Annotated in this window: 22 protein-coding genes; 6 read left to right on the top strand and 16 right to left on the bottom strand. The window is 66.9% G+C overall.

The window, feature by feature from the left end; all coding sequences use genetic code 11:
* Positions 1-40 precede the first annotated feature (40 nt).
* A complete protein-coding gene (locus ABMA10_RS13670; RefSeq protein ID WP_414693682.1) occupies positions 41-1,117 on the top strand; it encodes an aminotransferase class V-fold PLP-dependent enzyme in 1,077 nt (358 codons plus the stop codon).
* Here the strand turns inward: ABMA10_RS13670 and ABMA10_RS13675 are convergent.
* The 4 genes from ABMA10_RS13675 to ABMA10_RS13690 all read right to left on the bottom strand — a co-directional run bounded on the left by ABMA10_RS13675 (position 1,114) and on the right by ABMA10_RS13690 (position 5,813).
* The gene (locus ABMA10_RS13675) at positions 1,114-1,878 is read right to left on the bottom strand and encodes a fumarylacetoacetate hydrolase family protein (RefSeq protein ID WP_347869221.1); all 765 of its coding nucleotides are present in this window, start codon (positions 1,876-1,878) and stop codon (positions 1,114-1,116) included. The genes ABMA10_RS13670 and ABMA10_RS13675 overlap by 4 nt on opposite strands.
* Before the next feature lie 96 nt (positions 1,879-1,974).
* Positions 1,975-3,090 (bottom strand): branched-chain amino acid aminotransferase, encoded by a 1,116-nt coding sequence (locus tag ABMA10_RS13680; RefSeq protein ID WP_347869220.1) that lies wholly within the window; start codon positions 3,088-3,090, stop codon positions 1,975-1,977.
* Positions 3,091-3,133: 43 nt separating this feature from the next.
* The gene (locus ABMA10_RS13685; protein WP_347869219.1) at positions 3,134-4,189 is read right to left on the bottom strand and encodes a 3-isopropylmalate dehydrogenase; all 1,056 of its coding nucleotides are present in this window, start codon (positions 4,187-4,189) and stop codon (positions 3,134-3,136) included.
* 100 nt (positions 4,190-4,289) lie between these two features.
* A complete protein-coding gene (locus tag ABMA10_RS13690) occupies positions 4,290-5,813 on the bottom strand; it encodes an MFS transporter (protein ID WP_347869218.1) in 1,524 nt (507 codons plus the stop codon).
* A 119-nt stretch (positions 5,814-5,932) separates the two neighbouring features.
* Between ABMA10_RS13690 and ABMA10_RS13695 the strand changes: the two genes are divergently transcribed.
* The gene (locus tag ABMA10_RS13695; protein ID WP_347869217.1) at positions 5,933-6,490 is read left to right on the top strand and encodes a TetR/AcrR family transcriptional regulator; all 558 of its coding nucleotides are present in this window, start codon (positions 5,933-5,935) and stop codon (positions 6,488-6,490) included.
* A gap of 29 nt (positions 6,491-6,519) precedes the next feature.
* Here the strand turns inward: ABMA10_RS13695 and serA are convergent, their stop codons facing one another.
* The 3 genes from serA to ABMA10_RS13710 all read right to left on the bottom strand — a co-directional run bounded on the left by serA (position 6,520) and on the right by ABMA10_RS13710 (position 9,164).
* Entirely contained in the window at positions 6,520-8,112 is a 1,593-nt protein-coding gene (gene serA, locus ABMA10_RS13700; protein ID WP_347869216.1) for a phosphoglycerate dehydrogenase, read from the bottom strand.
* A gap of 128 nt (positions 8,113-8,240) precedes the next feature.
* A complete protein-coding gene (locus ABMA10_RS13705; RefSeq protein WP_347869215.1) occupies positions 8,241-8,612 on the bottom strand; it encodes a hypothetical protein in 372 nt (123 codons plus the stop codon).
* 3 nt (positions 8,613-8,615) lie between these two features.
* Positions 8,616-9,164: a hypothetical protein gene (locus ABMA10_RS13710; RefSeq protein WP_347869214.1), complete on the bottom strand. Its 549-nt coding sequence runs from the start codon at positions 9,162-9,164 to the stop codon at positions 8,616-8,618.
* 70 nt (positions 9,165-9,234) lie between these two features.
* Between ABMA10_RS13710 and ABMA10_RS13715 the strand changes: the two genes are divergently transcribed.
* Positions 9,235-9,621 carry a DoxX family protein gene (locus tag ABMA10_RS13715; protein ID WP_347869213.1) on the top strand — a complete coding sequence of 129 codons (387 nt, stop codon included), beginning with the start codon at positions 9,235-9,237 and terminating at the stop codon, positions 9,619-9,621.
* Positions 9,622-9,653: 32 nt separating this feature from the next.
* Here ABMA10_RS13715 and ABMA10_RS13720 read toward each other — a convergent pair whose 3' ends face one another.
* The 6 genes from ABMA10_RS13720 to ABMA10_RS13745 form a co-directional block, all read right to left on the bottom strand.
* Positions 9,654-10,409 (bottom strand): copper homeostasis protein CutC, encoded by a 756-nt coding sequence (locus ABMA10_RS13720; protein ID WP_347869212.1) that lies wholly within the window; start codon positions 10,407-10,409, stop codon positions 9,654-9,656.
* 53 nt (positions 10,410-10,462) lie between these two features.
* Complete coding sequence (locus ABMA10_RS13725; RefSeq protein WP_347869211.1) at positions 10,463-11,374, bottom strand: carbohydrate ABC transporter permease; 912 nt, start codon at positions 11,372-11,374, stop codon at positions 10,463-10,465.
* Positions 11,371-12,375, bottom strand: coding sequence for a carbohydrate ABC transporter permease (locus ABMA10_RS13730; protein ID WP_347869210.1), 1,005 nt, complete (start codon positions 12,373-12,375; stop codon positions 11,371-11,373). Before ABMA10_RS13730 ends, ABMA10_RS13725 begins: the two co-directional genes overlap by 4 nt.
* On the bottom strand, positions 12,372-13,778 hold the full coding sequence (gene ngcE / locus ABMA10_RS13735) for an N-acetylglucosamine/diacetylchitobiose ABC transporter substrate-binding protein (RefSeq protein ID WP_347869209.1): 1,407 nt from the start codon (positions 13,776-13,778) through the stop codon (positions 12,372-12,374). Before ngcE ends, ABMA10_RS13730 begins: the two co-directional genes overlap by 4 nt.
* A 72-nt stretch (positions 13,779-13,850) precedes the next feature.
* Positions 13,851-14,630, bottom strand: a complete 780-nt coding sequence (locus tag ABMA10_RS13740) for a sugar isomerase domain-containing protein (protein WP_431030620.1) — start codon at positions 14,628-14,630, stop codon at positions 13,851-13,853.
* A 2-nt stretch (positions 14,631-14,632) separates the two neighbouring features.
* Positions 14,633-15,589, bottom strand: coding sequence for a MurR/RpiR family transcriptional regulator (locus tag ABMA10_RS13745; RefSeq protein WP_347869207.1), 957 nt, complete (start codon positions 15,587-15,589; stop codon positions 14,633-14,635).
* A 90-nt stretch (positions 15,590-15,679) separates the two neighbouring features.
* On the opposite strand from ABMA10_RS13745, the gene ABMA10_RS13750 reads away from it, so the two are divergent.
* The 3 genes from ABMA10_RS13750 (at position 15,680) to ABMA10_RS13760 (ending at position 19,121) form a co-directional block, all read left to right on the top strand.
* The gene (locus tag ABMA10_RS13750; protein WP_347869206.1) at positions 15,680-16,720 is read left to right on the top strand and encodes an N-acetylglucosamine kinase; all 1,041 of its coding nucleotides are present in this window, start codon (positions 15,680-15,682) and stop codon (positions 16,718-16,720) included.
* Positions 16,717-17,715: a Gfo/Idh/MocA family protein gene (locus ABMA10_RS13755; protein WP_347869205.1), complete on the top strand. Its 999-nt coding sequence runs from the start codon at positions 16,717-16,719 to the stop codon at positions 17,713-17,715. The genes ABMA10_RS13750 and ABMA10_RS13755 overlap by 4 nt, the downstream gene beginning before the upstream one ends.
* A gap of 83 nt (positions 17,716-17,798) precedes the next feature.
* Positions 17,799-19,121, top strand: a complete 1,323-nt coding sequence (locus ABMA10_RS13760) for an alpha-L-fucosidase (protein ID WP_347869204.1) — start codon at positions 17,799-17,801, stop codon at positions 19,119-19,121.
* A 76-nt stretch (positions 19,122-19,197) separates the two neighbouring features.
* Here ABMA10_RS13760 and ilvC read toward each other — a convergent pair whose 3' ends face one another.
* The 3 genes from ilvC to ABMA10_RS13775 are packed head-to-tail and all read right to left on the bottom strand — an operon-like array spanning position 19,198 to position 22,593.
* Entirely contained in the window at positions 19,198-20,226 is a 1,029-nt protein-coding gene (ilvC, locus tag ABMA10_RS13765; protein WP_347869203.1) for a ketol-acid reductoisomerase, read from the bottom strand.
* Between the two features lie 49 nt (positions 20,227-20,275).
* Positions 20,276-20,785, bottom strand: a complete 510-nt coding sequence (ilvN, locus tag ABMA10_RS13770; protein ID WP_347869202.1) for an acetolactate synthase small subunit — start codon at positions 20,783-20,785, stop codon at positions 20,276-20,278.
* Positions 20,786-20,787: 2 nt separating this feature from the next.
* On the bottom strand, positions 20,788-22,593 hold the full coding sequence (locus ABMA10_RS13775; protein WP_347869201.1) for an acetolactate synthase large subunit: 1,806 nt from the start codon (positions 22,591-22,593) through the stop codon (positions 20,788-20,790).
* Positions 22,594-22,614 lie beyond the last annotated feature (21 nt).

The raw sequence follows: 22,614 nt of genomic DNA on the forward strand, positions 1-22,614 counted from the left end.
GCTTCTTGTCGCATGTTTTGAGGCTCGGAAGACTGGTGACATGCCCACCATGACCCTCGACGACGCCCGCGCCCAGTTCCCCGGCGTGCGCGGCTACCTCGCAGCGTGCACACTCGGGCTCCCGACCCTCGGCACCACGGAGGCCTTGGCCGTGGACCTCGCCGCTTGGCGGGATGCTCGAACGGATGCCGCCTCCTACGGCGTTCTGGTGGAGCGGGTCCGCGCCTCATACGCGAGCCTCGTCGGTATCCCCCTGCGGAACGTCGCGATCGGGTCGCAGACCTCGGCCATGGTGTCGGTGGTCGCAGCCTCAGTACCCGACGGGGCGGACATCCTCTGCGTCGACGGCGACTTCAGTTCCCTGATCGCCCCGTTCCTGATGCATGCGCACCGGGGGGTCCGGGTGCGCCACGCATCGCTCGACCAGTTGGCCGAACACGTCACGGCCTCGACCTGGCTCGTCGCGTATTCAGCCGTGCAGTCGTCGAGCGGAGCCGTCGCGGACATCGCGGCCATCCGCGCTGCAGCCGCAGATCATGGCGCGCTCACCCTCTCCGACGTCACCCAGGCGGCCGGATGGCTACCCGTGGACGCCTCCGGTGACGACATCACCGTCTGCCACGCGTACAAGTGGTTGTGCTCACCCCGCGGTGTCGCGTTCATGACGGTTCGCGACGAGGTCCTCGACCGGTTGCGCCCGGTCCAGGCCGGCTGGTACTCGGGCGACGACGTCTGGTCGTCCTGCTACGGGCCGTCCCTGCACCTCGCTGGGGACGCCAGACGGTTCGACGTCTCCCCCGCGTGGCAGGCGTGGGTCGGGGCGGAATCCGCCATCGCGCTCTTCGCCGAGGTCGACCAGGAGGAGGTCCGAGCACACGACGTCAGGCTCGCGGGCCGGATGGCAGCGGGCCTCGGCCTGCCCGGGCCTCGGACCCCCGAGCTGGCCTCGGCCATCGTCACCTGGCCGGACCCCGACGGCCGAGACCTGCGGGCCCTCCAAACCGCCGGCATCACCGCTTCTGGCCGCGCCGGACGAGCCCGGGTCGCGTTCCACCTGTGGAACACGGACGACGACGTCTCTGCCGCCCTGACGGCGCTCGGCCGCCCGCGGGACTAGGGTCGGCGGCCCGCGTTGCGGAGGATGCCGATACCGGAGACCTCGACCTCGACGACCTGACCGTCGGTGAACGGTCCGACGCCGGCCGGGGTCCCGGTCAGGATGACGTCACCGGGCAGCAGTGTCCAGACGGCGGACGCGTACTCGACGATGGCTCCGATGGAGTGCACCATGTCGGACAGCGGAGCATGCTGACGCACCTCTCCGTCGACACGCGTCTCGATCGTCGCCCCGTCGAAGGAGAACTCCGTCTCGATGTACGGTCCGAGCGGGCAGAAGGTGTCGAAGCCCTTCGCACGAGCCCACTGGCCGTCTGCTTCCTGCAGATCGCGAGCAGTCACGTCGTTTGCGATCGTGTAGCCGAAGATGACCTCGTCGGCGCGATCCGCACTGACGTTCTTCGCCACACCGCCGATCACGATGGCGAGTTCACCCTCGAAGTCGATGCGTTCCGACTGCTTGGGGAAGATGACAGAATCGCCAGGGCCGATGACCGAGGTGTTGGGCTTCAGGAACAGCAGCGGCTCGGCGGGAGCCTCGCCACCCATCTCCGCAGCATGATCGCGATAGTTCTTCCCGACCGCGACGACCTTCGACCGTGGGATGACCGGGGCGAGGAGCGTCGCATCCGCCAGTGGCACGCGCTCCCCCGTCGGCTCGAAGCCCGAGTAGAGCGGATCGCCGTCGAGGACGACGAGATCTCCGTCGTCGATGATCCCGTATCGGATGGCCTGGTCGTGGCTGAAGCGTGCGATTTTCACCATTCCACCCTATCCCGCCCGCCTGGCGAAGCACGGAAGCCCCGCACCTTCGTGCGGGGCTTCCCAGTGTGCTCGGAGCAATTCGCCCCGCATCGCCTACTCGGCGTCGAGACGCGTCAGCCAGCCGTGGCGGTCAGGAAGCCTGCCGTACTGGATGTCGGTCAGCTCCTGTCGGAGCGACATGGTGAGCTCGCCCGCAGGGGCATCCGCGTCGCCCACGGTGAAGTCCTTGGCCTTGAGCTGGGCGATGGGCGTGACCACGGCAGCGGTGCCGCAGGCGAACACCTCGACGATGTCACCGTTCTCCACGCCGTCGCGCCACTCATCGATCGTGACCTTCCGACGTTCGACGGTGTGCCCTCGGTCCTCCGCGAGCTGCAGGATGCTGTCCCTCGTGATGCCCTCGAGGATCGAGTCCGAATCGGGGGTGACGAGCGTCCCGTCCTTCTTGACGAGGACCACGTTCATGCCGCCGAGCTCTTCGATGTAGGTCGCCTCCTGTGCATCCAGGAAGAGCACCTGAGCACAACCGTGCTCGTGCGCTTCAGCCTGCGGCAGCAGCGACGAAGCATAGTTGCCGCCGGTCTTCGCTGCCCCGGTACCGCCCTTGCCGGCCCGACTGTAGTCGGTCGAGAGCCAGATGGAAACGGGCGTGACACCGCCCGTGAAGTACGCACCCGCAGGGCTCGCGATCACGTAGTAGTTGACCTTCTTCGCGGGACGCACACCGAGGAACGCCTCCTTCGCGAACATGAAGGGCCGCAGGTAGAGGCTGGTCTCAGGCGCAGAGGGAACCCACGCACCGTCGACCGCGACGAGCTGCTTGATGGACTCCACGAAGTACTCGACGGGCAGCTCAGGCAAGGCGAGGCGCTTGGCCGATCGCTGCAGGCGACGTCCGTTGGCGTCCGGCCGGAACGACCAGATCGAACCGTCGGCGTGGCGGTAGGCCTTCAATCCCTCGAAGATCTCCTGCGCGTAGTGGAGTACCGCTGCGGCCGGGTCGAGCGAGATCGGCCCGTAGGGCTGCACACGCGGCCGGTGCCAGCCGCCGCGTTCGGACCAGCAGATATCGACCATGTGGTCGGTGAAGTGCTGTCCGAAGCCAGGGTTCGCGAGGATCGCATCGCGATCAGCGTCGGGCACCGGCTGCTCGTTGGGGGTCACGGAGAACGCGAGCTCGCGCTGCGCCAGGGGGAGGTTGATCGTCATCGTGGTGTCTTCCGTCGGGATCTGCGTGTCTATTGTGCGCCGTCTACCGTGCCGTCGCGAGTGCGGCGATCGCGTCGCCGACCTCGGTCGTCGTGCGCGCTGCGCCGGTGCGAGCAGCGATGTCGGCGGTGACGGCGGCGGCGACTCGGGCCGCCTCGACCTCCAGCCCCAGGTGCGACAGCATCAGGGAGACGGAGAGGATGGCGGCGGTCGGGTCGGCCAGCTGCTTCCCGGCGATGTCGGGCGCCGATCCGTGGACGGGCTCGAACATGCTCGGGTACGTGCCGTCCGGGTTGATGTTTCCCGAGGCCGCGAGTCCGATGCCGCCGCTGATCGCGCCGGCCAGATCGGTGAGGATGTCGCCGAAGAGGTTGTCCGTGACGATGACGTCAAACTTAGCAGGATCCGTGACGAGGAAGATGGTCGCGGCGTCGACGTGGAGGTAGTCGACGACGACATCCGGGAAGTCGACGGCGACGGCGTCGACGATGCGCTTCCAGAGCGAGCCCGAGAAGACGAGCACGTTCGTCTTGTGCACGAGAGTGAGGGTGCCGCGGCGAGCTGCGGCGGCGGCGAAGGCGTACCGGACGACACGCTCGACGCCGTATGCGGTGTTGACCGAGACCTCGTTGGCGATCTCGTGCGGCGTCCCTTGACGGATCGTGCCGCCGTTGCCGACGTACGGACCCTCGGTCCCCTCGCGCACGACGACGAAGTCGACGTCGCCCGGCTCGCTGAGCGGACTGGGGACACCCGGGTACACGACGGTCGGACGCAGGTTGACGTAGTGGTCCAGGCTGAAACGCAGCTTGAGCAGCAGGCCGCGCTCGATGTTCGCGTTCGCGAGTCGTGGGTCGCCCGGCACTCCGCCCACTGCACCGAGGAGGATCGCGTCATGGGAGGAGATTGCGGCGAGGTCATCGTCGGTCAACACGTCGCCGGTCTCCAGGTATCGCGCGGCACCGAGGGAGAACGGTGTCTGTTCGAAGTGGACGTCTCCGTCGGAGACCGCGGCCTCGAGGACCTTGAGCGCCTCACTCACGACCTCCGGGCCGATTCCATCGCCGGGGATGACTGCGAGCTTGACGGTGCGGGACATGGGACTCCTGTGGATGCGACGACGGTGTCCGCTCAGCTTATCGCCGGAGCCCGCCCACCGATCGTGCCACCGGATGACCGGTGGCACGATCTGGACGAGGTCAGCGTACGCGCCGCAGCCCGATCGCCGCCACGACCATCGCGCCGATGATGAGGCCGACGCCGATCCAGGCGGCGACCCCGACACCGCTGTCGAACGCATGGCGCGCCGATTCCATGAGCGAGTTCGCGAGATCGATCGGAAGCTGCTCCGCCACGTTCGCTGCGCCGCCCAGCGTCTCCCCCGCAGCGTGCTGCTGGGCCTCGGTCAGTCCTTCCGGCAGGACGACCGAGGAACGGTAGGACGCGGTGAGCACCGTTCCGAGGGTCGCCGTGCCGAGCACCGCACCGAGTTCGTACGCAGTCTCTGAGACGCCGGATGCCGCGCCCGCCTTCGCGGGAGGCGCACTCGCGATGATGAGCTCGTTCGACACCGTCTCTGCAGAACCGATACCGAGCCCGAGCGCGACGAAGGCCAGACCGATGCCGAACGCGGAGACGTCTCCTCCGGTGATCGCGATCGAGGCGTACCCGATCGCCGAGACGACCAGTGCGATCGGCACGACGATGCCCGGACGCACCCGCTTCGAGATCGGGACGATCACCAGTCCGGCGGCGATCATCACGATGAGCCCGGGGAGCAGGACGAGACCGGCGTCGAGCGGCTCGAGTCCGAGCACCAGCTGCAGGTGCTGCGAGACGAAGAACAGCCCGCCGACGAGTGCGGTCACACTCAGGAGGTTGATCACCACCGCTCCGCTGAAGGAGGCCTTCCGGAACAGCCCGAGGTCGAGCAGTGGGTGTTCGAGACGGAGCTGACGCCGGATGAACAGGAACCCGCTCACGACACCGACGATCAGGGTGACGATCGTCACGGCGTCGAAACCGGACTCGGCGAGGTGCTTGATGCTGAAGACCAGCGGCGTCATCGTCAGCAGGATCAGCAGGATGCTCGGGATGTCGATCCGCCCCGGGTCGGGGTCCTTCGACTCCGGGATGAGGAAGGGGGCCAGCACGACCAGCGGGAGGAGCACCGGGACAGCGAGGAGGAAGACCGCGCCCCACGCGAAGTGCTCGAGGATGATGCCGCCGACGATGGGGCCGAGCGCGCTGCCCGCGGCGAACCCGCTCGCCCAGACCGCGATGGCGAACCGACGCTGGTCACGGTCGAGGAAGATGTTCCGCAGGAGCGACAGCGTGGACGGCATCAGCATCGCGCCGAAGAATCCGAGCGCCGCACGAGCCGCGATGAGCATCTCAGCGCTCGGGGCGAAAGCTGCTGCAACCGACACCACACCGAAGCCGATCGAGCCGATCAGCAGCAGCTTGCGGCGACCGATACGATCGCCGAGGCTCCCCATCGAGACGAGGAGGCCCGCGAGGACGAGTGGGTACACGTCGACGACCCAGAGCAGCTGTGTGCCCGTCGGCGTGAGCGCACTGGAGATGGCAGGAAGAGCGAAGTTCAGCACCGTGTTGTCGACCGAGACGAGCAGCACGGGAAGCATGAGGACGGCGAGCGCGAACCAAGCACGGCGGCCGGCACGCGGAGTGTCGACGGTGATGGGTTCGGTTGCGGTTGACACGATGACCTCTTTCGGAGCACGGAGAAACGGCGCCAGTCGGGCGCCGTCTCGACAACTATACCGTCCAGCCGGTACAGTATCAAGTGACCGACGCGTCTCGACACGAATACGATGGACCCATGGTGAAGCAGACCGCAGCTCGAGAACGAGTTCTCGACGCCTTCGCCGAACTCCTCATCGAGCAGGGAGAACGCGCGGCGACCCTCGACGCCGTCGCTGCCGCAGCAGGGGTGTCCAAGGGCGGACTGCTGTACCACTTCGGCAGCAAGGACGCCCTCATCGCAGGACTACTCGAGCGCCTCAGCGAACTCGACCGCACCGACACCGAGCGCATGCGCAGCGCACCAGAGGGTGTCGTGGGGTACTTCATCCGGACGTCGGTCGACTGCGGCTCGACCTTCGACCGCACGCTGATCGCCGCCTCCCGCCTTGCACAGGGGCAACACCCCCAGGCGAGCGCCGTGCTCGCCGACATCCGGTCCAGCTGGCTACAGCTCGTCGAAGAGGCAGTCGGCGACCCCGACACGGCGCGCGCGATCGTGCTCATGGCCGACGGCCTCTACGCGAACACCGCGCAACTCGGGACCGGGCCAGCAGATCCCGCAGAAGGCAGCGACGAATCGATCGACCGCCTGCTTGCCGTCATCGCACGCCTGCTCCCCGCGCGCGAGCGATAGTTCCGACTGACGCTTCGACGCGGAGCGGACTACTGCTCGGTGATGTCGATCTCGCGCAGGAGCGCTGCGTCGATCGTCTGACGGACAGCCTCGAGGACGTCGTCGGCGACCGGGGAGTCGACGGTGAGCACGCTGAGGGCCGGCCCGCCAGCCTCGTGACGGGCGATCTGCATACCGGCGATGTTGATGCCGGCCTCGCCGAACCGCTGTCCGTACACTGCGACGATGCCGGGGCGGTCGGTGTAGACCATGACGATGTGGTGCTTCGCGAACGGCACCTCGACGTCGTAGCCGTTGATCTCGACGATCTTCTCGATCTGCTTCGTGCCGGTGAGCGTGCCGGAGACCGAGATCTGCGAGCCGTCGCTCAACGCACCGCGCAGCGTGATGACGTTGCGGTACTCCTCGCTCACCTCGTCGGTGATCAGACGCACCACGACCCCCCGCTGCTCGGCGAGCAGCGGGGCGTTGACGTAAGAGACCGTCTCGCTGACGATGTTCGTGAAGATCCCCTTGAGCGCGGCGAGCTTCAGCACGCTGACGTCGTAGCCGCTCAGCTCACCGTGCACTTCGACGTCGACGCTCGTGAGCGAGGACGTCGACAGCGCGGAGAACACCTGGCCGAGCTTCTCGACGAGGGGGATGCCGGGACGGACATAGGGGTCGATGACCCCACCCGCGACGTTGACGGCGTCGGGGACGAGTTCTCCGCCGAGTGCCAGGCGCACCGACTTGGCGACCGAGACGCCAGCCTTCTCCTGCGCTTCGTCCGTCGATGCGCCGAGGTGCGGCGTGACGATCACGTTCTCGAGGCCGAGCAGCTTCACGTCTGTCGGGGGTTCACTGACGAAGACGTCGAGACCGGCGCCCGCGATGACGTTGTTCGACAGCGCCTCGTACAGGGCGTCCTCGTCGATGAGTCCGCCGCGCGCGACATTGACGACATACGCGGTCGGCTTCATGAGCGCGAACTGCGGCCCGGCGATCATGCCGGTCGTCTCGGGGGTCTTGGGCATGTGGATCGTGATGAAGTCGGACTGCTCCAGGAGCTCGTCGAGGGTGACGAGCTGCACGCCGAGCTGCTGAGCGCGCGCCGAGGTGACGTAGGGGTCGTATGCGATGACGTTGGTGCCGAACGCCTGCAGACGAGCGGTGATGAGCGCACCGATGCGGCCGAGACCGATGATGCCGATCGTCTTCTCGTAGAGCTCCGTGCCGGTGTACTTGGAGCGCTTCCACTGTCCCTGTGCGAGCGCGGCGTGCGCGGCCGGGATGTGGCGGGCGAGGCTCAGGATGTGCCCGACGGTCAGCTCCGCGGCGGAGATGATGTTCGAGGTCGGCGCGTTGACGACCATGACTCCGGCCGCGGTCGCAGCCTTGATGTCGACGTTGTCGAGTCCGACACCCGCGCGGGCGACGACCTTCAGACGCGAGGCGGCTCGGATGGCCTCCTCATCGACCTTGGTCGCAGAGCGGACCAGGATCGCGTCGGCGTCGGCGATCGCGGAGAGCAGGGCCGGACGGTCCGTCCCGTCGACGGAGCGCACCTCGAAGTCGGGCCCGAGGGCGTCGACGGTGGCTGGTGAGAGTTCTTCGGCGATCAGTACGACCGGTTTCGACACGGAACGGTTCCTTCGCGTAGCGGGGGGATGGGCAGCACGTCGGTGTCCGGCGGCCAGGGCAAGCCTATCGGAGCCGCGTGCGCCGCGACGTCGTGTGACGGGCCGCGCGGATCAGGAAAGGAATCCGCTCAGGACGAGAGGTCGATCAGCTGTTGTGCGCCGAACATGGCGAGGACCGACAGCGAGATCGCCGCGACGACGCAGAGCGCGACCAGGAAGCGGAGGGCCTGCTCGCCCAAGCTGCGTCCACGGCCGGTCCAGTACGCGATCGCGAAGGCGACGATCGGCAGGAGGAGACTGCCGAGGAGGACGATCCATCCCAGCGGGAGGACTGCGACACCCAGGCCGTCGGCGGTGGACAGGATGCCGACCAGGTTGCCGACGGCTTCGAAGACGTCGTAGGCGAAGAAGAGCCCGAAGAGCACGGCGACGCACCAGTTGAGCCAGTTCCCGCGAGCAGCAGGTACCTGACGGGCGTCATCTGCGGTGGTGGAGGTCATCGGTCACACTCCTCGGAGGAACGGCCAGGGCAACACGAGCAGTACGCCGAGCAGGAGCATCGCGATCCTCACCCATGGGGTGCTGCGACGCGTGAGCCAAAGTGTCGCGGCCATCCAGACGGGCCCTGCAGCGACGGCGAGTCCCTGGCCGAGATTGAACATGAACTGCCCCACCGTGTCGCTCGGGACGGCGGCATCGGGGCGGAACGCCGAGATGAGCCACCCGACGCTGTAGAGCAGGAAGACGCCGCCGAAGATACCGAGCGTCACCAGCATGGTGGAGCTCATCTGCTCGCGCTCGCCCGAAGACGTGGCAGCGTCGACGACCGACGTGGAGCGCTCCCTCGCTGCGGGCGGCACGCTGCCCGACGGTGCGGGCGTGACGCTGCCCGAGACCGGAGCCGGTCGCTGCGGAGCAGTCGGCGTCTGCGGGGCGAGCTCCTCGAGAGCCTCGTCGCTGGAACGGTCCACCTCGCGGTCCCCGGCGGGGTCGAGCGTCGGGTCGTCGTCTCCGGCCCAGCTCAGCGCGTCGTCGTCCCGCTGCTCAGTCATGCAGTCAGCCTATCGCCGACGGGCCGACCGCTTGTGCGACGGGATCCCGGGACCGGAGCAGAATGGCCCGATGAGTCTCCTCGCCGTCCTCCAGCTCGTCCTCACCGTCGCCCTCGCGATCATGTTCGTGGTGATGGGCGTGCTCCACTTCCTGCCGGGCCCGGCGAGGACGATGGCCGCGATGATCCCCGGCCCGATGCGCGGTGCGACGATCACGCCCCGGATGCTCGTCGCATTCACCGGCGTGTGCGAGATCGCCGGTGGCCTCGGGCTGCTGGTGCCGAGCACGAGGACCGCGGCCTCGGTGTGCCTCATCCTGTTCCTGATCGCCGTGTTCCCGGCGAACGCCGCCGCGGCCCGTCGACCGGAGCGTTTCGGCAAGCTCGCCGTACCGCTCATCCCCCGCCTGCTGGGTCAACTCGTCCTGATCGCGGCGCTCGTCATCATCGCGCTCTGAACGATGCGCCGAGGCCGCTCGGAGGTGACGGTTCAGACGGCGACGGCTGCTCGCCGCACAGCAGCGACAGCCCGTGCCACGGTCGTGGCATCGGTGATGTCGTAGCTCGGCGACCCACCGCCGGGTCCGGTCTCGGTGACTCGTCCGGCACGCCGACGCGCGGAGAGGTGCACGGCGTGCACGCCCGCCCTCACGAGCGTGGGGATCGCGTCGACCGTGACCCCGCCGCCGGCCATGATCTCCATGGCGCCGTCGGCGTTCGCAACCATGGCAGCGAGCTTCTCCGCGCCGTCGATGCTTGCTCGCGCGCCACCCGAGGTCAGCACACGGTGCACGCCGGCCCCACGGAGTTCCTGCGCAGAGCGGACGGGATCGGTGGTGGCGTCGAGCGCACGATGGAACGTCACGGCGAGTGATCCGGCCGCCTGACGCAGCTGGGCGAGCGCCCCCATGTCGATCGAGCGATCGGCACGGAGCGCGCCCACCACGATGCCGGCCGCACCCGCTGCCTCGAGCGCGAGGATGTCCCCCGACATCACCTCGACCTCGGCGGGCGAATATACGAACCCGCCTTCCCTCGGCCGCACCAGCACGTGGACGAAATCGGTCAGACCCGCCTCGTCGGCAGCTCGGACGGCGGACATCACCAGGCCGATCGACGGGGTGAGCCCACCTGATCCGAGCGCCTGGCACAGCTCGATGCGCTGAGCTCCCTCACGGATGGCGATTCGGACGCCCTCCAGATCCTGAACGGCGATCTCGACGGCGATTGGGTTGTGGGGGCTCATTGGATCCATTGTTCCAGGCATCGTCCGACCTCGATGACGCGCACGCCGACGAACTACTTGTCCGTGCCTTGCGAGACCGAACCCTGCAGCTGACGCTGGAAGATCAGGTACACGATGAGCACCGGCACGACCGTGATGACCGAAGCGGCGAACAGCGCACCGAAGTCGACCGAGTAGCCGGCCTGCGAGGCGAAGGACGCCATGCCCTGCGTGAGCACGTAGTTCTGGGGGTTGGTATTGAGCGCGACCGGGAGCAGGAACTGGTTCCACAGCCCGACGAAGTTCAGGATCGCGACGGTCGCGAGTCCTGGACGGGCCATCGGCAGCATCACCTGGAAGAACGTCCGCCACTCCCCGGCCCCGTCGAGCGCTGCGGCCTCCGCGATGGAACCCGACAGCGACTTGAAGAAGGAGAAGAGGAAGAACACGGTGAACGGGAAAGCGAATGCCGCGTAGGTCAGGATGAGTCCCGGCAGGGTGTTGAGGAGGCCGAGACTCCGCAGGACGAAGAACAACGGCACGATCGCGAGGAAGATCGGGAACGTCAGGCCGGCGAGCATCAGGTAATAGATGGCCCGGCTGCCGAAGAAGCGGAACCTCGCGAGCACGTAAGCGCACATCGATCCGAACAGCATCGTCACGACGAGCGCACCCAAGACCACCACGATCGAGTTCAGGAAGAAACTCCCGATCCCGGCTGTGGTCCAGGCGTTCACATAGTTGTCGAAGTTCCAGGTCGCCGGGAGGGCGAACGGGGAGGAGAAGATCTCCGAGCTCGTCTTGAACGACGACATCACCGTCCACAGCAGTGGCACCACGACGACGATCGACCAGATGATCAGGACGGTGTGCGACGCGGTCCCCACGACGCGGTCGCCTGGCGTCGGCTTGCGCTGGATCGGAGTGCGTAGTCCGTCGCCGACGACCGTGGGGTTCACGGTCGTCTCGGTCGTCCCCGCGCTCATTCCGCCACCTCGTTGCTGCCACCCGTGAGTCGACTCACGAGGAACACCACTCCGGCGAACAGGAGCGTGACGAGAGCGAGCACAACACCCATTGCACAGGCATATCCGAACTGTCCTTTCGTGAATGCGGTCGTGAAGAGCTGCTGGCTCATCACGAGCGTCGAGTTCGACGGCCCGCCGCCTGGATTCAACGCCGCCATGTAGACGAAGGCGTCGAGCGCCAGAATGCCCATGTAGATGTAGGCCGTCTGGATGTTGTCCCTGATGAGCGGGATCGTGATGGTCAGCGCGGTGCGGAACCGGCCGGCCCCGTCGATCCTCGCGGCCTCGTAGATCTCGGCCGGGACACCTTTGATCGCTGCGATGAACAGCACGGTGTAGAACCCGATCAGGCCCCACACGATGACGAACATCGTCGCGACCATCGCCGTGTCGGGCGAACCGAGCCACGCGAAGGACTCGAAGTTGCTGAGCCCGATCCCCGTCAGGACCCCGTTCAACAACCCGGAGGACGGATCGTAGATCTGCTTCCAGATGAGGCCGATGACGATCGCCGGTACCACGTACGGGAAGAAGGTGATGACACGGTAGACACTCGAATTGCGCAACCCGCGGATCGGTCCATTGCTCGGACCCCCGATGGTGATCAGCGACGCGAACAGGAAGGCGATCCCGAGGGTCACGAGCGGGAGCACGATGGCGAGGGTGACGCTGTTCGTCATCGACGTCAGGAAGGTCGCGTCCTGGAAGAGCTTCGTGTAGTTGGAGATGCCGACGAAGTCCATCGCCGGTGAGAACCCCGACCAGTTCGTGAGCGAGTAGTACGCCGCCTGCGCGAACGGGGACACGACGAAGACGATGTACCCGACCACCGGCACGATGAGGAACACCAGGAAGAAGGTGACCCGATCGAAGGTGAAGTCACGGCGGCGCAACCGCCGGGCGGCGGGTGGCTTCCCGCCACCCGCGCGCCCGATGGGGGTGCCGACGACAGCCGTCATTTGACCGTGACCTTGTCCACCGAGTCGTCGTTGCGGACCTTGTCGGAGATGTCCTGGAGCCCCTTCGTCAGCGTCGAGACGTCGGAGCCGCCCTGCATGAAGGTGTTCCACAGGACGAGCATGTCGGTGTTGAGGCCGTACAGATCGACGAAGTTCCATGAGAACACGTCGCTCCCGGCGCCTTCGAGCATCTTGACCTGCGACACCAGTGCCGTCGAGCCGAATCCATCCTCGGGGATGGTGTCCTTCACGATCGTCGACGAGAAGGTCGTCTTCGCGAAGTTGACCGCCGCGTCGTTGGACAGCATGGCCCGCAGGAACTCCTTGCCACCCGCGACGTTCTTCCCCTGCGAGGGGACGATGAACCCTTCACCCGCCGTACTGTGCAGTGCCGTGTAGGGCAGTGCGGAGTCGGCGGTGACCGTCGGCTCTGGCGCCCCGGTCATCTTGAAGCCGTCCTTGGTCTGGGTCTTCATCTCGTTCTCGATCCAGCCACCCGAGGGGTAGAGGATGAAGTCCTCGGAGTTGCTCCATTGAGCCTGGGCCGCCGTGAACTGCGTACCGGCTCCACCAGGCTTGACGTAGCCGGCGTCGATGATCTCCTTCATCGCGGTGAACACGGACTGGACCGCAGGCTTGGACCAGCAGTCCTCCTCGAGGTTCTCGAGTGCGAGGCGGACTTCGTCGCCGCCCTCCTTGATGGCGGAGGCGATCGCCATGGTCTGGTAGTACGTCGCCGCTTCAGTGCCCCAGCCGAACAGGTACTTGCCCTGCTCCTTGGCCTTCGCTCCGAGGTCCTTGGCTTCAGCCCAGGTCTTCGGCGGCGCCCACCCGTTGGTGTCGAAGAGCGCGGCCGAGTACCAGACCGCGTACACGGTCAGCACATAGTTGAGCTGGACGAACTTGCCGTCGAAGGTGCCCGGCTCGATCACGCCGGCGTAGAGCGTGTCCTTGATGACCTTGCCCTCGTAGTTCTCGGAGTCGATGACGTCCGTCAGATCAGCGAGCTGCTCGCGGATCGTGTTGATGCCGATGAGACCGGCGCCGCTGTTGTCGATGACGTCCGGCGGGTTCCCTGCGACGAAACGGGGCTGGAGGGTCTGAGCGATGTTCGTCGCTGCGGTCACCTTGACCGTCGAGCCCGCCTGCTGCTTCTCGACGAGCTTTCCGGCGAACTCGGTGTATTCGATGCCGTAACCGCCCTTGAAGATGACGGCGTCGACGGTCGAGTTCGCCGCCATACCGAAGGGATTGCCCGCCGAGACGGGTCCTCCGGTCGTGGTCGCGCCACCTCCACCGCCGACACAGGACGCGAGCGTCCCGCCGAGCGGGAGGAGGATCGCGGTTGCGAGGGCACCTCGCAAGAAGTCGCGTCGTTGGAGCGTTGCTTTCTGCTTTTCCATCGGTCTACCTTCCAATGATTCGTGTGTTGCGGAGGTTGGTGCTGTCGGGGTGCTTCTGGTCAGGGAGGTCGTTCACGCGTCGCGGCGGATCCGGCCGCGGTACCGGTCCTCGAGCACGCTGTTGTGCTCGTCGCCGCCCGGGATGTTTGCAGAGATGTAGAGCGGAGGGGTCTCGCCGGTCCGAGCGAGCGTCTCGGCGACGCCGATCGTGAGCAGCTGCGCGAGATAGGCGGCGGTGATCGAGGACACAGCGCCCACCGGGACGCCGTCGCGGACCTCGATCGTCGCGTCGCAGAACGGGGCTCGGTTGTCGAGGACGACGTCCGCCACCTCGGACAGCCGCAGACCACTCGCGTGCTTCGGCTCGACCCGTGATGTGTGTTCGAGCGAAGTCACGGCGATCACCGGATGGCCGTGCTGCTTGGCGAGCAGCGCGAGACCGACGATCGAGCCGTTGACACCGGAGTTCGAGGCGATGATGAAGACGTCCCCCGCACCGATGGGTGAGATCGCGAACAGCTCCGCCGCGACGTCACCGCTGCGCTCGAGGGCCGCCCCGCCCAGGTCCTCGACCGATCGCCCACCACGCAGGACAACGTCGCGCAGGGCGATCTTGTTCGTCGGGATCAACCCGCCGGCGCGTCCGGCGATCTCCATCGCGAAGGCTTCCGAGTGTCCCGTCCCGAACGCCTGGATGACGGCCCCGCGCTCGATCGCGCCGACCAGGAGCTCCACAGCCGGGTCGAGTTCGCCAGCCCGCGCAGCCGCGGTGATGTCCGCGAGGCGGCTCGACACCTGGTCGGCGTAGTCCTCGATGTGTTCGGTCCAGGTGCTGCTCGATGTGACGGTCATGCTCATCCTCTCAGGGCGTCCACGCGGGACGGGGTCTCGGACAGGGCGCCCGCCCTCGTCGGCCGGCGGTGCGACGCGACAGCGAGTGCCGATGCCGCCAGGAGCTGGGTGGTCCGGTCGAAGTTCTCCTGCGCGACGAGTAGGTAGAGCAGGTCGAGGACGAACAGCTGCCCGTGCTTGGCCGAGAGGTCGTCTGGCTGCAGGAAGCGTTCGTGGGCCGAGGTGATGATGGCGAGTTCCGCCTCGGCGACGAGCGGCGAGTCCGGGTTGTTGCTGATCGCGACGGTGAGTGCACCGGAGCGCCCGGCCTGCCGCAGCATCTGGATCGTCTCCTCGGTGCGCCCGGTGTTGGAGATGCCCAACGCCACGGAATCGACACCCTGGATCGCGGCGCTCGTCAGTCCGGCGTGCACCTCGGACCAAGTGTGCGTGCTGATCCCGATCCGATACAGTCGCGCCTGCATCTCCCCGGCCAGCATCGCGCTCCCGCCGACGCCGTAGATGTCGACGTTGGTACTGGCGGCGATGGCCGCTGCGATGCGCTGGATGACGGCGAGGTCCATGACATCGGCCGTCTCACGCAGGGTGCGGGTGTGTGCGTTGAGCAGGGTGCTGAGCACGTCGGTCGCCGAGTCGTCCGGCCCGAAGCTCCGGCCGATGTCGGTCCGCCAGGAGTCGTGCGCCGAGCTGCGACCGAAGTCCTTCGCGAGGTCGACCCGGAACGGCGCGTAGCCGGTGTACCCGATGATGCGGCAGAACCGGGTGATCGTCGCCGGCGAGACACCTGAGTCGGCCGCCAGTTCGCCGATCGTCAGGGTGAGCGGCGCGTCCGGCTTCTCGAGCAGATACTGCGCGATGCGCGTCATGACCCCAGACATCTCCGGCATCCGCGACCGAATCCGGTTGGTCACGCCAGTGGCGTGCTCGACCGGTGGAACGGTGCGGATGGGAACAGTCATGGAAATTCCTTTTCTCCTTCGTTGGAGTGACGCGAAACTGATTCTTACAGTACGTTGTGCCCCACGGCAACATGTTTCGAGATGATGACGATGATGAAAACAACATTGGCGATCGACGCCGGAGGCACCTCCTCTCGCGCGGCGCTGCTCGATGCCGCTGGACGGTGTCTGGGGACGGCTCGCGCAGCCGGCGGCAATCCGACGTCCTCGGGCATCGAATCCGCTGCTGCGCAGATCGCCCACGCCGCAACGCTGGCGCTCGCACGCGCCCGTCTGGATCAGCCCTCCCTGTCGATCGCGCCGGAGTCCATCGTTGCGATCACTCAGGCGGGTCAGTTGTCCGACCTCTACCGCGCCACGCTGCTGGACCACCTGGCACCCCTCGGGTTCGACCGGATCGTGATCGAGTCCGATCTGCTCGGCATGTTCGGCTCCGGCTCGGCGTCCACCGACGGCGTCGTGCTCGTTGCCGGCACCGGGAGCGTGGCCGGGCGCGTCGCGGGTGGCCGGGTCGTGCAGGAGGTTGGCGGTGCGGGATGGTTGCTCGGTGACGGCGGGTCAGGCTTCTGGATCGCACGCCGGATGCTCCGGGCGGTCACGGCCGACCTGGACGGCCTCGGACCCCGGACCCGGCTGACCGCTCTCGTCTGCGAAGCCTTGACGCTCCCGACGGCCGATGGTCCGACGATCGAGTCCGCGTTGCGCCGTCGCTCGATGACGCTGGAGGAGTTGATCCGAGTGGCGAACACCGGGCCTCCGGTCTCGATCGCGCGATTCGCACCGCTCGCATTCGCCGTCCCGCAGGACGACGTCGCCGCGCAGATCGTCGACGCGGCAGTCGACCACCTGGTGGCGCTCGTCGATGCCGTGGGCGGCGCCGATGCCGGCCGGAACCACCAGGCCCTCGTCGTCGGCGGCAGTGTCCTCGTCGACGGCATCCTGCCGACACTGCCCGGAGCGTCGGAACGATTGTCCGGCGCCGCCGGCGGCGCCGTGCTCGTGCCCGTCGCCGACGGGCTGCTCGGTGCAGCGATGTTCGGTATCAGGTCGCTCGGCGGCGACGTCGACGACGCGCTGTTCGCCCGAGTGGCGCACGCGCTCGAACCGGTACGGCCCGGAGCGACATCGTGACAGCCGGCATCGCCATCGTCGGCACCGGAGCCATGGGACGCGCGCATGCACGGGCGTTCGCCGGCGCAGGACGCGGGGACGACATCGCCTACCTCTGCTCGGCACGGAACCCGCAGCCGATCATCGATGCTCCTGCAGCCAGACTCACGACCTCGATCCACGAGGTCCTGAACGATCCAGCGGTCGGGATCGTCTCGATCTGCACGCCGACGGACACCCATCGTGACCTCGCGATCCGAGCACTCCGGGCGGGCAAGCACGTCCTGCTGGAGAAACCGATCGCACTCACGGTCGGCGACGCGATGGCGATCCTGCACGAGGCCGAGTCGAGCGCCGGCATCATCATGGTCGCGCACGTCGTCCGGTTCTTCGGCGGCTACGAGTCGATCAGCGATGCCGTCCGCGACGGAGCGGTTGGAACACCGCTCACTGCGACGGCCGAGCGGCTGAGCCCGCCCGCACCCGCGTCTCCGTGGTGGCAGGACGAACGCCGCTCCGGTGGGCACCTGGTGGACTTCGCGATCCACGACTTCGACCAACTGAACCTGCACCTCGGAACTCCGCTCTCGGTCCGAGCCGAGCGCGGCCGACCGGACGGCCCGACCGTGACGACTGTCGAGTACGCGGACGGCGGCCTCGGGCGGGTGCTCACCTCCATGCAGAACCCGGAGGCGTTCGGCTTCACCTCTGCCATCGAGGTCGTCGGGAGCACAGGCCTCGTGACCCACCGATTCGCGAGCGCGGGACCGAGCGAGCCGGCCCCGCTCCGCCTGGACGCGCTCGGCTCAGCGGCGGCCATGAACGGGCATCCGATCGATGCCACCGACCCGTATCGACGCCAGGCCAAGTACTTCATCGACTGCGTCGAGCACCACCGCTCCCCCATACGCGTGACCGGTCGTTCAGCGGTCTCGGCCCTCGCGCTCGCGCTCGCCGCCCGCAGCTCGCTCGCAAGCGGTCGGAGCGAACGCGTGATGGGCTCCGCTGAACGCTGATCCGAACACCCAGACATCCGATGTTTCGTGTTAGCCTGCCACCCACGTCACCGTGAACGAGCATGCCGACCGAAGGGCCCCACGTGAGCGAGATCACCATCCAGCCTCCCGACGACACCTGGTTCGACGACGCGCGTTTTGGGCTCTTCCTGCACTGGGGCCTGTATGCCCTACCAGCGCGCCACGAATGGGTGCAGTCGCGGGAGCATCTGTCGGCCGAGCACTACGAGCGCTATCGCGAACACTTCGATCCGGATCTGTTCCAGCCACGCGAATGGGCGCGACGGGCTCGGGCGGCAGGGTTCCGGTACGCCGTGCTGACGACCAAGCACCATGACGGGTTCTGCCTGTGGGACTCGGCCCTCACCGAATTCACCTCGATGCACACGCCTGCAGGACGCGATCTCGTGGCCGAGTTCGTCGACGCGTTCCGAGCGGAGGCACTGCGCATCGGGTTCTATCATTCGCTCATCGACTGGCATCATCCCGACTTCACCGTCGACGGCATCCACCCTCGACGAGACGATCCCGCGGCGATCACGGCGAACACCGATCGACGCTGGCCCCGGTACCGCGAGTACCTCCACGGGCAGGTGCGAGAACTCCTGACGCACTACGGACAGATCGACTACCTGTTCTTCGACTTCAGCTATTCGCAGGGAATCGAGGGACTCCCCGGCAAGGGGGCCACCGACTGGGGGTCGATCGAGTTGGTCGAGATGATCCGCGAGCTCCAGCCGAACATCCTGATCAACGACCGTCTCGAGGTCCCGGGAGACGTCACGACCCCAGAGCAGTATCAACCGGCCAGCACACCGACCGGCCACGACGGCGCGCCGATCCGTTGGGAGGCGTGTCAGACACTCAACGGCAGCTGGGGGTACGACCGCGACAACCTCGACTACAAGTCCGCCGAACTCCTCCTGAAGATGCTCGTCGACTCCGTCTCGAAGAACGGCAACATGCTGTTGAACATCGGACCAACGGCACGCGGGACCATCGATCCACGCGCGATCGAGCGGCTCGACGTGCTCGCCGCCTGGTTCGCGGTCAACGAGCGTTCGATCCGTGGGTGCGGGCCATCGCAGTACGCAAGCCCGACCGATGTCCGATACACACAGCGCGGCGACCGCCTGTACGTCCACGTGTTCTCGTGGCCATTCGTTCATCTGCACCTCCCGGCGCTCGCCGGCCGGGTCCGGTATGCGCAGCTTCTGTCGGACGGTTCGGAGGTACCGTTCCGCGTGCACCGCCCGGAGCACGACCTCCCGAACCAGCACACGCAGCCCAAGGGACCCGACAAGGGGACGGTCACCCTCCACCTCCCCGTTGCAACGCCTGCCGCGCCCGTGCCGGTCATCGAGATCTTCCTGCAGCCGGTCCAGAGCCCGAGCGAGCAGGCCTGAACGACAGAACGCCCGCCCCGAGGATTCGGGACGGGCGTTCGGCTCAGCCGCCGCAGTGCGGCACGGCGGGTGGTGACTAGCGGGCCACGCTGCCGTCGACGTAGTCGTCGTCGTTCGACGCGTTCCAGGCGAAGAGCTTGCGCAGCTCGCGACCGGTCGCCTCGATGGGGTGGTCCTCGCCCTTCTTGCGCAGTGCGAGGAACTCGGGAGCTCCGGCGTCCTGGTCCTCGATGAAGCGCTTGGCGAAGGTGCCGTCCTGGATGTCCTTGAGGACAGCCTGCATGTTCGTCTTGACGCTCGGGTCGATGACGCGCGGGCCGGAGACGTAGTCACCGTACTCGGCGGTGTCGGAGACACTCCAACGCTGCTTCGCGATGCCGCCCTCCCAGATCAGGTCGACGATGAGCTTCAGCTCGTGGAGCACCTCGAAGTACGCGATCTGCGGCTGGTAGCCGGCTTCGGTGAGGGTCTCGAAGCCGTACTGGATCAGCTGGGAGACACCACCGCAGAGGACTGCCTGCTCGCCGAAGAGGTCGGTCTCGGTCTCCTCGGTGAACGTCGTCTTGATACCGCCGGCACGGAGGCCACCGATCGCCTTGGCATAGGACCAGGCGAGCGACCAGGCGCTGCCCGTCTCGTCCTTCTCGACGGCGACGATGACGGGGACGCCGCGGCCCGCTTCGTACTCACGACGGACGGTGTGGCCCGGGCCCTTCGGGGCGACCATGAAGATGTCGACGCCCTCAGGGGCCTCGATGTAACCGAAGCGGATGTTGAAGCCGTGGCCGAAGACGAGCGCCTTGCCGGGTGCCAGCTGGTCCTTGATGGACTCCGAGAAGATCGTGCGCTGGAACTGGTCGGGAGCGAGGATGACGATGACATCGGCCCACGCGGAGGCGTCGGCGACGTTCTTGACGGTGAAGCCCTGCTCCTCAGCCTTGGCGATCGACTTCGAGCCGTCCTTCAGGCCGATGACGACCTCGACACCGGAGTCGCGGAGGTTGAGCGCGTGAGCGTGGCCCTGCGAGCCGTAGCCGATAACGGCAACCTTCTTGCCCTGGATGAGCGACAGGTCTGCGTCCTGGTCGTAGAAAATCTCAGTCACTGGTGGTTCTCTCCTTGGTTGTGGTTTCGCATGAGTCGCTGGATGGCGACTAGTTCTTGAAGACGCGTTCGGTGATCGACTTCGAGCCACGGCCGATCGCGAGGAGGCCCGACTGGGCGATCTCCTTGATGCCGTACGGCTCGAGCACCTTGAGCAGTGCCGTGGTCTTGCCGGAGTCGCCCGTGACCTCGATGACGAGGGCATCCTGGGCGACGTCGACCACGCGGGCGCGGAACAGGTTGACGGCCTCGAGCACCTGGGAACGGGTCGAGTTGTCGACCCGGACCTTGATGAGCAGGTGCTCGCGCTGGACCGACTGAGCCGGGTCGAGCTCGACGATCTTGATGACGTTGATCAGCTTGTTCAGCTGCTTGGTCACCTGCTCGAGCGGAAGTTCCTCGACGTCGACGACGACGGTGATCCGCGACAGACCCGCGATCTCGCTGTGGCCGACCGCAAGACTCTCGATGTTGAATCCCCGGCGGGCGAACAGGCCTGCGACACGCGTCAGCAGACCGGGTTTGTCCTCCACGAGGAGGCTCAGGACGTGGCTGCTCATGCTCAGGCCTCCTCATCGAACGACGGGCTGTGGTCCTTGGCGTACTGGACGTAGCTGTTGCTGACGCCCTGCGGCACCATCGGCCACACCATCGCGTCGGCGCTCACCACGAAGTCGATGACGACGGGACGGTCGTTCGTCTCGAGGGCGAGTTTGATCGCGGCATCGACCTCGTCCTCTTTCGTCACGCGGATCGCGAGGCAACCGTACGCCTCGGCCAGCTTGACGAAGTCCGGGATCCGGATGGTGTCGTGACCGGTGTTGAGGTCGGTGTTGGAGTACCGGCCGTCGTAGAACAGGGTCTGCCACTGACGGACCATGCCCAACGAGGAGTTGTTGATGATCGCGACCTTGATCGGGATGTTGTTGATCGTGCAGGTCGCGAGCTCCTGGTTGGTCATCTGGAAGCAGCCGTCGCCGTCGATCGCCCAGACATGGCGATCCGGCTGGGCCACCTTGGCGCCCATGGCGGCCGGGACCGAGTAGCCCATCGTGCCGGCACCGCCGGAGTTCAGCCACGAGTTCGGACGCTCGTACTTGATGAACTGTGCCGCCCACATCTGATGCTGACCGACACCGGAGGCGAACACACCCTCGGGGCCCGTGAGCTCACCGATCCGGGAGATCACGTACTGCGGAGCGAGCAGGCCGTCGGTCGGTGCCGAGTAGCCGAGCGGGAACTCCTCGCGGAGACCGTCGAGGTAGGACCACCACTCGGTGATGTCGGGCGTGACCTCACGCGACGCCGCCTCGAACGCCGACTGCAGGTCGACGATGACGTCCTTCGCGTCGCCCACGATCGGGACGTCCGCGATGCGGATCTTCGAGATCTCCGCAGGGTCCACGTCGACGTGCACGACCTTGGCATGTGGCGCGAACAGCGACGCCTTACCCGTCACCCGATCGTCGAAACGAGCACCGAGGGAGACGAGCAGATCGGATTCCTGGAGCGCGAGCACGGCCGGGACCGTGCCGTGCATACCCGGCATGCCGAGGTGCTGGTGGTGCGAGTCGGGGAATGCCCCGCGCGCCATCAGCGTCGTGACGACCGGAGCACCGATCGCCTCGGCAAGCGAGAGCAGCTCAGCGGAAGCCTTCGAACGGATGACGCCGCCGCCGACGTACAGCACCGGCTTCTTGGCGTTCACGAGCAACTGCGCCGCCGCGTGGATCTGCTTGCCGTGAGCCTTGGTGACCGGCCGGTAGCCCGGCAGATCGACCTTCGGTGGCCAGATGAACGGCGCCTCGGCTTGCTGAGCATCCTTCGTGATGTCCACGAGCACCGGCCCGGGACGTCCCGTCCCAGCGATCTCGTAGGCCGCCGCAATGGCGGCAGGGACGTCTTCGGGCGTCTTCACGAGGAAGGAGTGCTTCGTGATCGGCATGGTGATGCCGACGATGTCCGCTTCCTGGAACGCGTCGGTACCCATGAGCGTCGAGAACACCTGGCCGGTGATCGCGACCATCGGCACGGAGTCCATGTAGGCGTCGGCGATGGCGGTGACGAGGTTCGTCGCGCCAGGACCGGACGTCGCGATGCAGACGCCGATCCCGCCACCGGCTGCGGCATAGCCCTCGGCCGCGTGACCGGCGCCCTGCTCGTGCCGGACGAGGATGTGACGGAGCTTCGTCGAGTCCATCAACGGGTCGTAGGTCGGCAGGATCGCTCCGCCGGGCAGACCGAAGATGTCGGTGACCCCGAGGAGCTCGAGCGATCGGACGATCGCCTGGGCTCCCGTCAGGATCTCCGGGGCGGCCTGTGCCGCCGGTGTTCTGGGATGAGGCACGGGTTGAGACTCCGCGGGCATGATGATTCCTTAGCGATGAGA

The sequence above is a fragment of the Plantibacter sp. RU18 genome, assembly GCF_050613355.1.
Lineage (GTDB): Bacteria > Actinomycetota > Actinomycetes > Actinomycetales > Microbacteriaceae > Plantibacter.

What these genes read in the sequence shown, in the direction of transcription:
- ABMA10_RS13670 (WP_414693682.1), top strand. Translation starts at nt 41, where the DNA reads ATGCCCACCATGACCCTCGACGACGCCCGCGCCCAGTTCCCCGGCGTG.
- ABMA10_RS13680 (WP_347869220.1), bottom strand. Translation starts at nt 3,090, where the DNA reads ATGACGATCAACCTCCCCCTGGCGCAGCGCGAGCTCGCGTTCTCCGTG.
- ABMA10_RS13685 (WP_347869219.1), bottom strand. Translation starts at nt 4,189, where the DNA reads ATGTCCCGCACCGTCAAGCTCGCAGTCATCCCCGGCGATGGAATCGGC.
- ABMA10_RS13695 (WP_347869217.1), top strand. Translation starts at nt 5,933, where the DNA reads ATGGTGAAGCAGACCGCAGCTCGAGAACGAGTTCTCGACGCCTTCGCC.
- ABMA10_RS13705 (WP_347869215.1), bottom strand. Translation starts at nt 8,612, where the DNA reads ATGACCTCCACCACCGCAGATGACGCCCGTCAGGTACCTGCTGCTCGC.
- ABMA10_RS13710 (WP_347869214.1), bottom strand. Translation starts at nt 9,164, where the DNA reads ATGACTGAGCAGCGGGACGACGACGCGCTGAGCTGGGCCGGAGACGAC.
- ABMA10_RS13715 (WP_347869213.1), top strand. Translation starts at nt 9,235, where the DNA reads ATGAGTCTCCTCGCCGTCCTCCAGCTCGTCCTCACCGTCGCCCTCGCG.
- ABMA10_RS13720 (WP_347869212.1), bottom strand. Translation starts at nt 10,409, where the DNA reads ATGAGCCCCCACAACCCAATCGCCGTCGAGATCGCCGTTCAGGATCTG.
- ABMA10_RS13725 (WP_347869211.1), bottom strand. Translation starts at nt 11,374, where the DNA reads ATGAGCGCGGGGACGACCGAGACGACCGTGAACCCCACGGTCGTCGGC.
- ABMA10_RS13730 (WP_347869210.1), bottom strand. Translation starts at nt 12,375, where the DNA reads ATGACGGCTGTCGTCGGCACCCCCATCGGGCGCGCGGGTGGCGGGAAG.
- ngcE (WP_347869209.1), bottom strand. Translation starts at nt 13,778, where the DNA reads ATGGAAAAGCAGAAAGCAACGCTCCAACGACGCGACTTCTTGCGAGGT.
- ABMA10_RS13740 (WP_431030620.1), bottom strand. Translation starts at nt 14,630, where the DNA reads ATGACCGTCACATCGAGCAGCACCTGGACCGAACACATCGAGGACTAC.
- ABMA10_RS13745 (WP_347869207.1), bottom strand. Translation starts at nt 15,589, where the DNA reads ATGACTGTTCCCATCCGCACCGTTCCACCGGTCGAGCACGCCACTGGC.
- ABMA10_RS13750 (WP_347869206.1), top strand. Translation starts at nt 15,680, where the DNA reads ATGATGAAAACAACATTGGCGATCGACGCCGGAGGCACCTCCTCTCGC.
- ilvN (WP_347869202.1), bottom strand. Translation starts at nt 20,785, where the DNA reads ATGAGCAGCCACGTCCTGAGCCTCCTCGTGGAGGACAAACCCGGTCTG.
- ABMA10_RS13775 (WP_347869201.1), bottom strand. Translation starts at nt 22,593, where the DNA reads ATGCCCGCGGAGTCTCAACCCGTGCCTCATCCCAGAACACCGGCGGCA.